General features: G+C 37.4%; 19 protein-coding genes. 15 read left to right on the top strand and 4 right to left on the bottom strand.

Annotated features, from left to right (window positions below):
* The first annotated feature begins 100 nt into the window (after window positions 1-100).
* Complete coding sequence (locus tag QNI22_RS30340; protein WP_314516782.1) at window positions 101-538, top strand: nuclear transport factor 2 family protein; 438 nt, start codon at window positions 101-103, stop codon at window positions 536-538.
* Window positions 539-874: 336 nt separating this feature from the next.
* On the opposite strand, the gene QNI22_RS30335 is transcribed toward QNI22_RS30340, so the two are convergent.
* The 3 genes from QNI22_RS30335 to QNI22_RS30325 all read right to left on the bottom strand — a co-directional run bounded on the left by QNI22_RS30335 (window position 875) and on the right by QNI22_RS30325 (window position 4,256).
* Window positions 875-2,452: a hypothetical protein gene (locus tag QNI22_RS30335; RefSeq protein ID WP_314516781.1), complete on the bottom strand. Its 1,578-nt coding sequence runs from the start codon at window positions 2,450-2,452 to the stop codon at window positions 875-877.
* Window positions 2,453-2,456: 4 nt separating this feature from the next.
* Window positions 2,457-3,329 (bottom strand): ABC transporter ATP-binding protein, encoded by an 873-nt coding sequence (locus tag QNI22_RS30330; RefSeq protein ID WP_314516779.1) that lies wholly within the window; start codon window positions 3,327-3,329, stop codon window positions 2,457-2,459.
* Window positions 3,330-3,851: 522 nt separating this feature from the next.
* Window positions 3,852-4,256 carry a helix-turn-helix transcriptional regulator gene (locus tag QNI22_RS30325; RefSeq protein ID WP_314516777.1) on the bottom strand — a complete coding sequence of 135 codons (405 nt, stop codon included), beginning with the start codon at window positions 4,254-4,256 and terminating at the stop codon, window positions 3,852-3,854.
* 128 nt (window positions 4,257-4,384) lie between these two features.
* On the opposite strand from QNI22_RS30325, the gene QNI22_RS30320 reads away from it, so the two are divergent.
* From QNI22_RS30320 to QNI22_RS30285, 8 genes are all read left to right on the top strand, one after another.
* Window positions 4,385-4,660: a hypothetical protein gene (locus QNI22_RS30320; RefSeq protein WP_314516775.1), complete on the top strand. Its 276-nt coding sequence runs from the start codon at window positions 4,385-4,387 to the stop codon at window positions 4,658-4,660.
* A gap of 158 nt (window positions 4,661-4,818) precedes the next feature.
* Window positions 4,819-5,115, top strand: a complete 297-nt coding sequence (locus QNI22_RS30315; protein WP_314516773.1) for a hypothetical protein — start codon at window positions 4,819-4,821, stop codon at window positions 5,113-5,115.
* A gap of 440 nt (window positions 5,116-5,555) precedes the next feature.
* The gene (locus tag QNI22_RS30310) at window positions 5,556-6,179 is read left to right on the top strand and encodes a hypothetical protein (RefSeq protein ID WP_313997821.1); all 624 of its coding nucleotides are present in this window, start codon (window positions 5,556-5,558) and stop codon (window positions 6,177-6,179) included.
* A complete protein-coding gene (locus tag QNI22_RS30305; RefSeq protein ID WP_314516772.1) occupies window positions 6,154-6,441 on the top strand; it encodes a hypothetical protein in 288 nt (95 codons plus the stop codon). The genes QNI22_RS30310 and QNI22_RS30305 overlap by 26 nt, the downstream gene beginning before the upstream one ends.
* Before the next feature lie 139 nt (window positions 6,442-6,580).
* The gene (locus tag QNI22_RS30300; RefSeq protein WP_314516771.1) at window positions 6,581-6,889 is read left to right on the top strand and encodes a hypothetical protein; all 309 of its coding nucleotides are present in this window, start codon (window positions 6,581-6,583) and stop codon (window positions 6,887-6,889) included.
* A gap of 1 nt (window position 6,890) precedes the next feature.
* Window positions 6,891-7,592 carry a hypothetical protein gene (locus tag QNI22_RS30295; protein WP_314516770.1) on the top strand — a complete coding sequence of 234 codons (702 nt, stop codon included), beginning with the start codon at window positions 6,891-6,893 and terminating at the stop codon, window positions 7,590-7,592.
* Between the two features lie 5 nt (window positions 7,593-7,597).
* Window positions 7,598-7,825: a hypothetical protein gene (locus tag QNI22_RS30290; protein WP_314516768.1), complete on the top strand. Its 228-nt coding sequence runs from the start codon at window positions 7,598-7,600 to the stop codon at window positions 7,823-7,825.
* A 59-nt stretch (window positions 7,826-7,884) separates the two neighbouring features.
* The gene (locus QNI22_RS30285; RefSeq protein ID WP_314516767.1) at window positions 7,885-8,571 is read left to right on the top strand and encodes a hypothetical protein; all 687 of its coding nucleotides are present in this window, start codon (window positions 7,885-7,887) and stop codon (window positions 8,569-8,571) included.
* On the opposite strand, the gene QNI22_RS30280 is transcribed toward QNI22_RS30285, so the two are convergent.
* Entirely contained in the window at window positions 8,558-9,865 is a 1,308-nt protein-coding gene (locus tag QNI22_RS30280) for a DUF6602 domain-containing protein (RefSeq protein ID WP_314516766.1), read from the bottom strand. The genes QNI22_RS30285 and QNI22_RS30280 overlap by 14 nt on opposite strands.
* Window positions 9,866-10,281: 416 nt before the next feature.
* On the opposite strand from QNI22_RS30280, the gene QNI22_RS30275 reads away from it, so the two are divergent.
* The 6 genes from QNI22_RS30275 (at window position 10,282) to QNI22_RS30250 (ending at window position 13,001) form a co-directional block, all read left to right on the top strand.
* Window positions 10,282-10,743, top strand: a complete 462-nt coding sequence (locus tag QNI22_RS30275; RefSeq protein WP_314516765.1) for a hypothetical protein — start codon at window positions 10,282-10,284, stop codon at window positions 10,741-10,743.
* A gap of 8 nt (window positions 10,744-10,751) precedes the next feature.
* Window positions 10,752-11,012 carry a hypothetical protein gene (locus QNI22_RS30270; protein WP_314516764.1) on the top strand — a complete coding sequence of 87 codons (261 nt, stop codon included), beginning with the start codon at window positions 10,752-10,754 and terminating at the stop codon, window positions 11,010-11,012.
* Between the two features lie 155 nt (window positions 11,013-11,167).
* On the top strand, window positions 11,168-11,503 hold the full coding sequence (locus QNI22_RS30265) for a hypothetical protein (protein ID WP_313997797.1): 336 nt from the start codon (window positions 11,168-11,170) through the stop codon (window positions 11,501-11,503).
* A gap of 3 nt (window positions 11,504-11,506) precedes the next feature.
* Complete coding sequence (locus QNI22_RS30260) at window positions 11,507-12,178, top strand: hypothetical protein (RefSeq protein ID WP_314516763.1); 672 nt, start codon at window positions 11,507-11,509, stop codon at window positions 12,176-12,178.
* A gap of 81 nt (window positions 12,179-12,259) precedes the next feature.
* On the top strand, window positions 12,260-12,763 hold the full coding sequence (locus tag QNI22_RS30255) for a hypothetical protein (RefSeq protein ID WP_314516762.1): 504 nt from the start codon (window positions 12,260-12,262) through the stop codon (window positions 12,761-12,763).
* A 31-nt stretch (window positions 12,764-12,794) separates the two neighbouring features.
* Window positions 12,795-13,001, top strand: coding sequence for a DUF4248 domain-containing protein (locus QNI22_RS30250; protein WP_313997791.1), 207 nt, complete (start codon window positions 12,795-12,797; stop codon window positions 12,999-13,001).
* Window positions 13,002-13,265: the final 264 nt, after the last annotated feature.

Below are 13,265 nucleotides of genomic sequence, written 5' to 3'. Positions count from 1 at the left end.
AAGTAAGTTTTCGTATTTACCTATTAGATTACATTCTACCAATAGATAGAAGGTAACCTACTACTTTCTGTATCAGAATTCTTACACAGGACAAACTACTATGAAAACATTAGTCATACTACTTTTTTATAGTTTGCTCTCCTATACAGGGCTTTTTATAGCTCAAGCTCAGAATACTCAAAACGGTCTCAGTCCCCTGGAACTAGTTAACCAGCAGATTGAAGGCTGGAATACTCACAATGCTACTTTATTTGCCATGCCCTATTCCGATACTACCCAGTTGTTTATTTTTCCACAAAAGTCACTGAAAGCGTTCCGATCTATTAAAGAATTACAACAATATTATGCAGATTTCTTTACCAAAAACCCTGTTGTACAGTGTCAGATAAAGGGGCAGATTGTATTAGGAAATACAGTTGTCCTGAACGAATATATTACGGGCAGAGCTGATGGAAAAATTCTGGAGTCTATTGTTACCTATAAAATCAGTAATGGTAAAATTGTATCAGTCTATTTTGACAGAAAAGAAGTTAGATAATTTAATAACTATAAAGGTTTACTAAATATAGAAAAAGAAATTACCAATGAAAATGTAAAGGTTAGGATTGAAGGTATGCGCGGGTCTCACATATTATATACACTTTTTGAAAACTATTTACCTGGTTTGAAGTTGTATACTGAATCTGTGAGAATGATACCCATGATTGAATTTACACGGGAATAATTCTGAAGCTAATAGGCAAAAGCGAAAGTTTATTACCTGATTAAATCCTTACTTTAATTCGGTAATAAACTTTCGCTCAATTCTATCTGACAGTTTTATGACGTAGTATTCTTTGTCTTTTGTACAAGAATGTTGCTTTTGGAATTATTTTTAGAGATGTCTTGTCTGGTAGCTTCTTACCAGAAAACTGGTGAGTCCCAATACAAAGCTTATCACCAGTAACTGTCCGGTATAGAGAGGTAAGTTATCATGAGCTACAGCTCCTAAATAATCCAGCATAGGCACTTTGTTTATAATGGCATAGGTAAGGATAAAGAATAAAATCTCAAATAACTTTTTACCTCCACTTACTATTCCCAAACAAACAGATAACAAAACAATCAATACAGCCCCGGAAAGAATCGTACTAACGGCATACATATCCTTGGTTATCAGGTAACGTCCAATAACAGGCAGGGCTAAACTTATTGCCAGGATAATGCCAGCCAGCATCTGAGCAGGCAACATACGCTGTAATGGTTTATAAGAAGAATACGTAAAGTAATGCAATCGATTGGTTTTCTCTTTTGTGGCCAGGTCAGACCATCTGTTTACCTGCAAAAACCATATAATAGGCAGCAGAATAGAATGACTAATCTCCAGTGGGACAAATAGCATACTAATCCATAGTCCTCCAATCAGGAGCCATAGCCATCGATTCCCCTTTCTGAGTAATAACAGTAATTCTGTTTTTATAAACGGTATAATACTATAATTTGTCACCAATGCGGGCAATGAAGCTCTGTTAATAGTAACAGGAACAATGTCAGTGGACTCTATTGAAGGCAGATGACCAAACATTTTCTTTTTTGCAGCTACTTGCCGGAAATCAAACCGATGGAAGAAAAAAGAAGACACATAAACCAATCCAAGGCTCAACCCCATCCATACCAGACGGCTCAGTAAAAAAATAGACGTCCAATGCACTCCGTCCCATGTAAACGTCTGGAAAGGCTTTTTATGTTTGGAAAAGATGAACCCAAATGAAATATCATCAACCCGTGTATGAAACTGTGTATCTACTGTCTCCCGTATACTGGCAAGCACACATTTGAGGCCGAATGGATCAATAACATATGTCAGAGAATCATTGGATTGATTTTGCGTGCTTGTCATTATCATACTAAACAAGAAAAAAAACACCAGATATTGTATCCACAGATGTTTCCGGAAAAACACTTCCCCTACCACAGCAAGTCCTGAGATGACAAACAAGGCAGGTATCGGAAAAAACAGATAAGGCAAGATGAAGTTTGAAAAGATAAAGGGCTGATCGGTTGTGCGCAGAAAAAACATTCCTATACTCACTATAAAGGTGCACCCCGCAATGGTAAGCAAGACGATGAAATTACTCAACATTTTACTTAGCAGATAAGCAAAATTGGTAATAGGAGTAGTCGCAATAATTAACCCTACTTCTGTCTCAATATCCTTTTTAATACCGCTGTTTATCAGAAAATAGCCATACAAAGACAGCATAACAGAAGTCATTATAGCTGACACATAACCAACCCAGGCAGCATTATAGATCGGTTTGTATCCTACCATGTTCAATGTAGTGTAAGAAGCAGTGGGTTCAGGCACAAAGGAGTAGGCAACATAAATAGTCACTGCCAGTGTAATCAGAAAAGCATAACTACGGGTGCGTTGCTGATAGTCGGCTTTTAAAATGCTATATAGGTATCTCACAGGCTTATTTGACGTTTGGGGTTAAAAACAAATAAGCATCTTCCAACGTAGCAGTTACTGGCGTAGAGTTTGGAGCTATACCAGTGTGTTGACACAAATAACGCACCCTGGTATACTCATTTTGCCGACTAGTACCAATGACCTGATATTTCTGCTTAAAATCAGACAGAGCTGACTTGTCTATCTGAACCTCAAATATTTTACCCTCCGCCTGTTTGATAATATCAGGAAGAAAACCTTTTGTAATCAGTCTCCCACTCTGCATAACGGCAACCTGATCAGCAATCGTTTCGATGTCTGACACGATATGAGAAGAAAGAATGATAATACAATCTGAAGCCAGGTCAGTAAGCAGGTGCCGAAACCGTACCCTTTCTTCCGGGTCCAACCCAACTGTAGGCTCATCCAATATGAGCACCTTAGGATCATTTAGTAATGCTTGTGCAATGCCTATTCGCTGTTTCATTCCACCTGAATAACTTCCAATAGGTCGTTTTGCATCAGCAGTTAAGTTCACACCATCCAGCAATATATCAATCCGTTTTCGTAAGTCAGCGCCTCCTACACCCTTCATGGCTGCGATATATTCCAGAAACTCATAGGCATTCAGATTGGGATATACCCCAAAATCCTGTGGAAGGTAGCCTAGAATCTTACGGATATAATTGGGATTGTTCACAATATCTTCACCATCCAGAAATAGAGTGCCTTTGGTAGGTTTACTGATGGTAGCAATTATTTTCATCAATGTGGACTTACCAGCCCCATTAGGCCCCAATAACCCTAAAATGCCTCTGTCAATGGTAATAGAATAGTCGATTAATCCTGCTTTCTGTTTAGTGTATTGTTTGGTAAGGTCTTTAATTACTAGAGTCATCTTGTTTATTTTGCGGACGGGTAGCGAAAGGGTTTGGTACAACAAATATGAATGAAATTTAATGTCTTTTAAAACTTTCAATAGTATCCGTTTAACAAAAAGATTACCTTTTTGTAATTATATCTGTACTTCTAATCCAGTAAAGAATAGCCTCATATAGTAACATGATTACATTTTTCTATTCATTAAGAAAACGAATGGGATTTTCATCTCAGAAATTGATAACAAAAGAATCCTCTTACCGATCATTAGATATCAATCTACACAAAAAGGTTACAGTTGACTTGTGATTTAGTATCAGGAAGAAATTTTATTGATTAATTCTAGTAAGGACAAAACAACCCAATATTACCAGAAGCGTTGGGCAAATTGTTGTGCAAGAAAAAAGGGTTACAGCTTTTTACAGCTATAACCCTTTGATACTTAAGTGGACTCGTAGGGAGTCAGAAATCATCGAATTTAGCCAAATTTCCAGCATTTCCGGAATGGGCAAGCGAATCCATTTTAAATCCTCAAAAAAATTTATGCTGCTTCTTCTAGCATAATTTCTTCTTCTGATTCAAAATGATTGGCATATTCACTTGCCGACAACTTTGACAAAAGAATACTAATCTGTTCGTCTTTCCTTGCCAACATCTCATCTTTTCTGGCTAATTCATCAAGTAATTTAGAAACTTGAGTTTTAAGCCACTCTACAATATCACCATCTCTTGAATTTTCGATCTGTTCAATTGAATTTAATCTACTTTCAATATCTTCAACTGTGGTATCATAAAGCTCTGCAAGTTTCCTTTTATTCTCATCTGTAGGTTTTGCAATTCCTGCCTCATAGTTATATACCGCCGTCTTACTAACTCCTAAAAAAAGTGCCGTTTCTGCTACAGAAAGACGCTTTTGTGTTCGTAGTTGTTTAATAGTACGCTCCATGAATGAAATGTATACAAGTTGTTTTACCGTGTTTTTCAATTATTTTTCAATTGAAAGTTTGCAAATAACAATTCAATTGAATTATATTGCCATCAAATTTACATGTAATTTTACATATCACAAATAATATGCAAACAATTGTGATGGGTACGCCACGAAAACAACTTAAGAAAGACTTGCGAGAGCGAGTGAATTTATTGAAAAAGAGCTTACCCTCTGATTGGAGAGAAAGGCTTGTAATTAAGTATCCTGAATATGACAGGCTGCATTATGCTACCTTCTTCAATAATATATATAGAGGGTATTCTACAGATGAGAAGATTACTGAAATCTTAGAAGAAATAGTAGCAGAATATCAAGCAAGTTTAGAAACTCAACCAGACACACCAGCAGAAAAGGTGTGATCTGTTTTTTATGAATGCAACCCTATTTGTGTTCTAAGGAGTTTTATTAGTTGCAACAAACAGGCTTTCAGTAATATGTCTTTTTCCCTATACAATAGAATTCTGGTAGGGTTGCAAGCCTTAACCGGAATCAAATTGCAACCCTAAATTCATCATATATGCAACAAGCAGCCTCTATACATACTGATAAAAAATTGAGTCGTACCGAAGCTTTAGATGTGCTTCATACTCTTTTAGATCAAATAGTAAAGATCAAAGATAGGATAAGCTATTTAAGCCCGCGTAGGCACGATATAAAGAAAGTGCCAGGCTTCAGAAGGGATGCCACTTGGCAACTGGTGTATAATGGTTTGGGTGGTGCTCTGGAATTAGAGAGAAAGGAGTTGGAAGAACTGGAAAGAAAGTTGGGAGATCATGTGAAAAAGTACTTTCCAGATTCCATACTCCCACTATAAAAAAAGCTGTCTAGTGGACAGCCTTTAGTTTGAATATCCCTGATGTGGATAGATATATGTTTCACCTTTAAACCTAAACAGACAGAAAGGCAAATCTAGGTTAATACACATATCACTCAACCTTCCAATTGCGCAATAAAGAAGGTTAGCCGTAAGTGTTCGGTGGCTTGGTAAGTAGCTAAAGTAGCTATTTTCTATTAAAAAGCCCAAAAAAGCCGAAAATTTATAGGGGTGGTAAGGGTATGCCCTTTTTTTATGCCTTTGCAAAATGACACGTTCTTCTGCTCTTAAAGCGTCTATTCTTTAGAATCGTTCTTTTTCTAGCTATGCTAAGTTCTTTATGTTCTTAGTTCTTAGCTAAAAGTTCTTAGGACTTAAGTCCTTAAGAACTTTGCGCAAATGCGAAAAATCTTAGCAAAACCCTTCAAAACCAGAATTTTATGAAAAAAAAGATTGAATACGACCCCTACAATTCTTCCTACATGTTTGTGTTGCACCTAAACCCAGTTCATCAAGAACACCTATCGAAACCATATGAAGCGTTGAAAGTACCTCGATTTTCAAAGCGTAAAGATTGGGCTGAATCAAATGATAGAGATTCCGTTTTAGAAGGCTTGCTTTATCGTCACCAGCAAATGTTTTTAGAGAATAAAGTACTGTTTATTGAAGTTCACAAACGGGATAATAAGACGTTGGTGTGGGAAAATACACCTGTTATCATGAGTGTATATCAGGATGGGATTGAGGTACACAGTATGTTAGATGTTAGCCAACGAGTACAGGATTACTACCAAAAATGTCTTGATTCGATTAAAGCAGGTAAGTTGTATGAAGTGAAACCCAAAAGCAACCATGCAGGTAAATCTTACGATAAATTTTTAGAAGGTATGCTACGTTCTGCAACCCAATTCAGAACTGTGAAAGACCTACAGAACTTCTGTAGAGAATGGGTCAACTCTCAACGTGCCTCACAAGGCCAGATGGAAGCATTTTTCCGTGATTATAAAAACCGTTGGTTAATTGATAACACTGTTTCCAATGCCAATCAAATACAACCATCCTAAAGCCAGAAAGAAGAGCAAGGAACTACTAGCACAGTATCAGGAGTGCTGGCGTTGCAAAAATGCGTTTGGCTTGTCAGTTCATCATGATGACAGAAACCGTCTGAATAATAAAGACAGTAATGTTTTTGTACTATGTGAAAGGTGTCATGCACGTGTCCATTCACAGGATAAAAAGTATGGAAAGAAAAGAGGGAAAGTAACCTATTCCCTCTTTTCAGAAAAGCAACTAAAGGAACTTACCATAAAACGACCTAAAAAATAGATATCTATTTTCTGGATATCAGTTTCCTGGAGCTGACAAAATAGATATCTACTCTTTGCCGGATCACTCCGGAAGTACCTTCTTCAGCTGCATAAAAAGATATCTTTCAAACAATCCAAAACAACTAACCTTTTCACATATGGCCGATCAAAAGAGTGGCTTTATACTTCGCCTGGATGACCAAACTGAAAATACACTACAGGCTATTGAAACTAAAATGAATGCTAACACTCGCACAGCCTGTATCAAAGAAATAATCAATAACTATTCAAAGCTGCAAAGGACAATAGAGCAACTATTGAAGGAAAAGAACGAAATGCAATCCGAATTAAACCAATTGCACGAAATCATGAGGTTAAGAGAAAGATTATCTGAAACTGAAGCAGTCTACTATCAGAATCAGCATGCAAAAAAGATAAATAATCATAAAATAAAATCGAACTACTGAAATGAGAGGACAATCACCATTTGATAAAGAACAAATACTGAATGATGCCAGATTTGCACCAAAAGAAGATATTTCTGAGATAGAAAAAATTGCCTGGAAGGATGGAAAGCTACAAATAGTTCCATCTTCTTTCTATGCTCAGTTTACACAGAAGCAGTTAAGCCAGTTCGGGCATGTTTACGGAGTTTACACGCTACCTACTACAGAACTTATTAATGTTCTAAGAAGCTTCATTACGGGTACATATGGTTCCCTAGATAATGTGATTGAAATAGGAGCTGGTAACGGTGCTATAGGCCGCGCATTGGGTATACCTATGACAGATAGCTATCAGCAGGAAGATGAAGACATAAAGCAGATCTATGATGAATTGCAGCAACCAGTAGTAAGCTATGTGGAAGATGTAGTAAGAATGGATGCACTGGCAGCTGTAGCCCACTACAAGCCCAAAGTAATTATAGGTAGCTGGATTACTCATAAATGGAAGAAGGGTCTGAAAACTGGCAATGAAAAAGGGGTGATAGAAGAAAAGCTTTTTGATCATGGAGCACGTTGCTACATCCATTTAGGCAATCACAATATACATGGCGAAAAACCACTACTGAAGGCTTGGCAAGACTATAAGATTTTGACCTTCCCTAATATCCTGTTTAGTCGGGCTGTTAATCCTGATAAAAATTGTATGTACCTATTTAAAAGATAAAACCTATGGAAAAAGAAGGAGAAAAACCACGAAACTTAATAGAAGCCTTACAAGATGAATGCAACCGGGTTCGCCAAATAGTTTCTGTTTACAAAGACAATGCGCCTGGTGGCTTGTTTGCTGCTTTATTAATGGAAGTAGATATTAAGCTTGCCGAAGAATCTATTTCTCAAATGGATACAGTCAGTATGATACGCTTGTTAACAAAACTAAAGGAATGGGAATTAGAATGAATTGTTATGATTAAGTATTATACCACTTGTATTGTGCAACCCTGTTTACATTCGTTCACATGAACAAACTATTTATATTTATTCTGGCAGTAGCCCTGCTTTGTATCCTTGGTAACCAGATCAATAATCTAGCGTATGTGTTAACAGTTGGTTCACCTGATTATTCGGCTGTCTTTGGCATTGATGTTAGAAGGATTGCAGGTATTACGTGGGCTGTAGGCATTGAATTAGGCGTACTAATATCCGTACTGAAGGGTGCAAAGAAACAGGCAGCTGTACTGGCTGTACTTTCCTGCCTTGTGAACGTAATTGCAAACCAGATGGCAAACTACTCCTATAGTATGGCAGTTGCCAAACTGATTGTTTACAGCATGTCAGGGTATCTGCTTTGGTATTTTTCGGAACTGGGTAAAACCTATTTTGAAACAAAACCAGTAAATACAGGTAAACAGCCAGTTTACACAGAAACTGAAACAAGTGCTGTTTCAGAAACTCTCAGTGAACAACTGGTTTACGCATCTGAGACAACCATAGACAACTTAGCAACAATTCCAGTAAACAATAGTAAACCAATGTTAAAAAAAGCAGGTAAACAAGATGTAAATTTGGAAAATCGCAGTAAGGAAAATGAAACTTGGAATTGTGATTATTGCAACTACAATTATACAGGACCGAACGTCCGGCAGAACCGTTATAATCATGTAAAGCGTAAACATCCAGATCTAATAGTTACTAGTTTTGTGTAATTATGCACTGGTTCGGAAATCGTTTATCACACCATTTAGTTAATTGCTCGCTTTTATTCTCTGCAGCATAATAACCTTCATTAGGGATATAAACACATGAACAACGTTCAGTTAATAGTTTTAACGTAGGGCCATCTTTGTACACTAAACCTGTTTCAATTATTTCCTTAACAAAAACTTCAGTATCAACTGATATTTGTATTGATGATAAAGATCGATTTATTTTCCCAATGTATATAGAATTATATTTGCACAAATAAGCAATAATATGATGTTGCGCGTCTGATAAAGCGACAGGTAGCCATTCACTATTTCCTTTTTGCTTCTGAAGTTTATTATTTGTTAACTTAATATATTCATAATTCCACCCACGTACTCCATCAATGTATACAAGATTAGCAAAAAGGAAAGCATTCATGCCTTCCAATTCAAGATCATCACCAAAAATCTCACTTGATAATTTATACTTATAAGACAGTCTTGTCCAAATTATCTCAAGTAGTTTTAATAGTGGATTTTCAGAACTAGATAAGAAAAATGGCCACTGATATTCTGTCATTCTTCCAGCATAAGGTAAACAATTTGCTTTTACTAAGCTGAATTGATTATTTAAGATCAAATCAGGAAAGTTTAGTGGCCCAAATCCAGGTTTCATATTAAGAGTTTTTGATTTATTTGCTGAGAGAAACTTTACAAAACCTTGCCTAAGTCCATATTCTGAGGTAAAGCCATTATATCCGAATACAATTCTAGCGGGCATTAAGGCTTCTAGCCTTGACATATGATATATGAGTTCTGTTGTTGAGCTTTTAAATGTTTTTCGAGTTCGGCCTCTCTCAAAAATATCTTCTTGGCAAATTCCTCTATAGGAATTTCGAAACATTCTCTTTGAATAATCTGGATAAGACTTGAATTCGGAAATATCATAGACATTCTTTAGATTCGAATAAGCAGATTCAAGTTGTGCTGTATTTAAGGTTTTTTTGACTTGTATTACTGCAATTACTTTATCAAACTCTACATCATATTGGTCTGTATAAGGCAACTGTTTTCCATGTCCTTCAATTATCATAATATCTAACTCCTCACTTCTTGTTCCATTTGCGGTACGAATAAAGGAATTCTTTACTATGTTGATATTAAAACCCTTAAACAATGCCTTTTCAAGAATATTACCAACTAATCCTTCATGCATATTTCCTATAGTAGGCCTATGTTTAATCTTTAATGAGTCAAGTCTCTTTACCTCAGCATCTTTTAATTCTTGGAGCAGATCTGCGACTGTATTTATCATATATCTTTATTCGTTTTTAATCAATGAAACTAGTGTGATGATTCATTGCTGTGGATAAGTCTGATTCATGCACTAACCTAAATATAATAAATTACTTTATATAAGGAAAGATGGCTTTGATCGGACAATTAGGTAGTATTTCCCTGTAAACAGTGAATTTTCAGGGATTATTGCATAATTCTTTATAAATACTTTTGTTTCCCGCCTTTGTAAGCCCACGCACATTTTCCCGTTTTAACCTCTGACAATCAAACTATTATGTCAACACGAATTTTGGCAAACTTGCTAAATATTGTGCTTTCCTTACACTCAGTAAGCAAACGCTTCAATGTCGTTGTGTTCACAATTTTCGCTTTGAGACCTTTGTGTTACCAAACTAAAGAAAAAGTCTTGTAAACAGGCTAAAAACAAAGCAAATGCAAGGAAACACCGTTACTCCCACAGCCGATACTACGCACGTAGCAGGTGAAGAAAATCCAATCTTACAGGCAGCCCCTGCCACTAAAAAGGATACCCAAGGACCAATGGGATTCCGGCCAGATACACAAGCAATTCGGCAGCTGATTGAAAATGAAGCTGCCGAAACTGGCAAATCAAATAGTAAGATAATAAATGAGTTGATTGCAAAGAGTATCGATGCAGATAAACAGGTACAGGCCATGTTCCAAAAGGCTCAAAGTGTAGCTCAGAAACTGGCTGAAGCGCAAGAGCGCATTACTCAACTGGAAACTGAACTGGAAGCAATGCAACAGGCTGTAGCTGCTCCGAGTAAAGAACGGATAAGTGTAAAAGATGTGGTAAAGCATTGTTTTAATCGTGCTCAATCCTATGGTTACTTTGGCTCATTGAAGCATTTGGAAACAGGTCTTACTTTCTAATCTGGCTTATGAAGTTTCCTAAACTATTATCCTTCTTTCAGAGAAGAAAGAAGTTAGAAAGCAGGCTTGAATCGGTAGAAACCGCACAGGTGGTTTTACTTAATCAGGCAATCATGCAACAGCAGGTTAACATCCATCAACAGGCATTAAATAAGGTATCCTTAAAAAGCAATATGCTTACCCTGATTACGCTTGTGTTATTGCTTGGACTTGTTGCCTACCTACTTTTCAAAAAGCCAGTACGCCCAATATTCCTAGAAACTCTGTAGATATCTTTTTTGCCCTGAGTCCTGGCATTCCGGAATAGAAATAGATATCTATTTTTCATCCTGAAGGCAGCTCAGCTGCACAAAATAGATATCTAACCCGACACGGCTCCTTGCCGATCAGCTATATACATCCTTTCACATTGATATCTTTCCCAATGAGTGATATAATAAAAAATGAAGATGGTAGTGTAACTGTTTCGCCCGAAACACTGCTTACATGGGTAACTGAAAAAAATGAACTAATAGAGCAGCTACAGCAGGCAATTACTGAAAGAGATGCTGTCAGTGCAGATCTATATAAAATCCTTACGGGTATGCAGCCCATCTGCAAAATGCTTGGTATTGATTCCGGAAAAGCTCCTGGCACTATGCAACTAATGCAGATGCTTCCTAAGCTTTTAAATAATCCTTCCGGTATGTTTGACGGAATCGGGGAAGTACTGGAAAAATACCAGCACTTATTTTTCAATCAGATACCTGTAAAAAAATAAGCTATGCTTTCTACAGACGAACTTTTAGCGCAACTAGCAACACCTACACAGGTAAAATATAGACCGGGTGAAGAACCTGTAACCGGGCATACTGCAACTACTACAGATACTACTGAAATTGAGGGGGAATCGAACAGCACACACACTTCTGATCCCATATCTGAAACGGCTGAAACAGATATCCCCTCATTTTCTACTGATGACTTTGCAGATGAAGCAATACAGCCACCCGCTGACACTGTAAAGGATAAGAACTTTTGGACGAAACAAGCTAAATTCTGGCTTGGTACGTTCAATATGCTTCAGAAAAAAGCCCTGCCTTTCATCTATAAGAAAAGCATCTTAAAAGAGGGTGACAGTGTAATTCTCAATGATTGGAGGGAGAAAAAGCGTAAGAATCCCAATTTATTAATTGAGGACGCTATTACAGAAGATGACCTGTTATTTCACGCACTTGACAGATATGAACAGCTAGATGCAGCATGCAGTAGTATTGCTTTCACCGAAGAAGAAATGCAGACACTAACTGAACCGTTAGCAGCTGTACTGGAAAAGCACCAGGCAGGAGGCAGCAGCCCTGAAACACAGCTGGCTATTGCCCTTGTTATTGTCATGCTCCCGCGTCTGTTACCGTTCTTCCCTGGCTTATCTAACTTTACTTTACCTACTCGTTAATCGTATCAGATAGCAATGGAATTTCGGCCAAACAGTGTAATTCTCTCAGTAGGTCGGCCCCGAACTGGCAAAACTACTTTTATGCTTCAGCTGATTAAAGCTCTCAGTAAAAACAAAGGGGTTTTGATTTATGATGTAAACAACGAAGATGCATACAGGCAGTTTCCAAAGATGGAATTTAAGAATTTGCCCCGTTGGAAATCTACAGGAGTTTACCGCATATTCCATCCAGATACAGACAGCTTTATTGATGCTATTCCTGCGAATGTTTACAATGCCTGTGTAGTATTAGAAGATGCGACAGCGTATGTAAACTCAAACATACAGGAGTCTTTAAACTGGCTACTTGTTGACAGAAGACACCGCAATGTAGATTTGATTCTAACCTTTCATTCCTTCCGGGTAATTCCACCAAAAGTTTTAGACAAGTGTAATTATATCATTGTGGGCAAAACAGGAGATGCAGAAAAGTATCTGAAGAATCTGGAAAAGTTGCCCAATCCTGAAGAATTTATGAAAGTGTGGCAAAGGGTAATGAAGCATGAAAGTAACTTTTACCGCGAAGTAGTTGCTACGAATGCGTAACTGATATGTGCATAGGTATATGCTGGCATTTATGGAAACAATCAAAGGACGGACTTACGGGAAATCTGAACTGGCAGACATGTATAGTATCTCTGTCAGAACCTTAACCCGTTGGTTACAACCCTATCAAAGCCAGTTAACTCAGATCGGGTATAAACACACTTGTAGAACGCTTAACCCTAAGATTGTCACCTTTATTTTCTCAGTTCTGGGTGAACCTGAAACTGATAGAAACTGACACAAACCGACATATCAGGAAACATCCTACCATAACTCACCACAGCCGGACACTGACAAAAGCTGTCTGTTTAGATTAGCAGCCGTTTTTAATTGAATCATACTAAACTAACTTAATCAAATCTCCGCATGAAAGCCCATCTTATCAATTTCGGTGTAACAGTTGTTGCCGTGGCTGTAGTTGTGATCGGATTCCATTACTGGAAAGAACACAAAGCTAAAAAGGAAACTACTACTCCTGCTGTTTAATCGCCCTACCTCTCAG

Origin of the sequence: Xanthocytophaga agilis (genome assembly GCF_030068605.1) — a bacterium.
Lineage (GTDB): Bacteria > Bacteroidota > Bacteroidia > Cytophagales > 172606-1 > Xanthocytophaga > Xanthocytophaga agilis.
The sequence above is the reverse complement of the archived record's forward strand: the minus strand, read 5'-3'. Positions and strand labels throughout refer to the sequence as shown.

What these genes read in the sequence shown, in the direction of transcription:
- QNI22_RS30340 (WP_314516782.1), top strand. Translation starts at nt 101, where the DNA reads ATGAAAACATTAGTCATACTACTTTTTTATAGTTTGCTCTCCTATACA.
- QNI22_RS30330 (WP_314516779.1), bottom strand. Translation starts at nt 3,329, where the DNA reads ATGACTCTAGTAATTAAAGACCTTACCAAACAATACACTAAACAGAAA.
- QNI22_RS30325 (WP_314516777.1), bottom strand. Translation starts at nt 4,256, where the DNA reads ATGGAGCGTACTATTAAACAACTACGAACACAAAAGCGTCTTTCTGTA.
- QNI22_RS30320 (WP_314516775.1), top strand. Translation starts at nt 4,385, where the DNA reads ATGCAAACAATTGTGATGGGTACGCCACGAAAACAACTTAAGAAAGAC.
- QNI22_RS30315 (WP_314516773.1), top strand. Translation starts at nt 4,819, where the DNA reads ATGCAACAAGCAGCCTCTATACATACTGATAAAAAATTGAGTCGTACC.
- QNI22_RS30310 (WP_313997821.1), top strand. Translation starts at nt 5,556, where the DNA reads ATGAAAAAAAAGATTGAATACGACCCCTACAATTCTTCCTACATGTTT.
- QNI22_RS30305 (WP_314516772.1), top strand. Translation starts at nt 6,154, where the DNA reads ATGCCAATCAAATACAACCATCCTAAAGCCAGAAAGAAGAGCAAGGAA.
- QNI22_RS30300 (WP_314516771.1), top strand. Translation starts at nt 6,581, where the DNA reads ATGGCCGATCAAAAGAGTGGCTTTATACTTCGCCTGGATGACCAAACT.
- QNI22_RS30295 (WP_314516770.1), top strand. Translation starts at nt 6,891, where the DNA reads ATGAGAGGACAATCACCATTTGATAAAGAACAAATACTGAATGATGCC.
- QNI22_RS30290 (WP_314516768.1), top strand. Translation starts at nt 7,598, where the DNA reads ATGGAAAAAGAAGGAGAAAAACCACGAAACTTAATAGAAGCCTTACAA.
- QNI22_RS30285 (WP_314516767.1), top strand. Translation starts at nt 7,885, where the DNA reads ATGAACAAACTATTTATATTTATTCTGGCAGTAGCCCTGCTTTGTATC.
- QNI22_RS30280 (WP_314516766.1), bottom strand. Translation starts at nt 9,865, where the DNA reads ATGATAAATACAGTCGCAGATCTGCTCCAAGAATTAAAAGATGCTGAG.
- QNI22_RS30275 (WP_314516765.1), top strand. Translation starts at nt 10,282, where the DNA reads ATGCAAGGAAACACCGTTACTCCCACAGCCGATACTACGCACGTAGCA.
- QNI22_RS30270 (WP_314516764.1), top strand. Translation starts at nt 10,752, where the DNA reads ATGAAGTTTCCTAAACTATTATCCTTCTTTCAGAGAAGAAAGAAGTTA.
- QNI22_RS30265 (WP_313997797.1), top strand. Translation starts at nt 11,168, where the DNA reads ATGAGTGATATAATAAAAAATGAAGATGGTAGTGTAACTGTTTCGCCC.
- QNI22_RS30260 (WP_314516763.1), top strand. Translation starts at nt 11,507, where the DNA reads ATGCTTTCTACAGACGAACTTTTAGCGCAACTAGCAACACCTACACAG.
- QNI22_RS30255 (WP_314516762.1), top strand. Translation starts at nt 12,260, where the DNA reads ATGCTTCAGCTGATTAAAGCTCTCAGTAAAAACAAAGGGGTTTTGATT.
- QNI22_RS30250 (WP_313997791.1), top strand. Translation starts at nt 12,795, where the DNA reads ATGGAAACAATCAAAGGACGGACTTACGGGAAATCTGAACTGGCAGAC.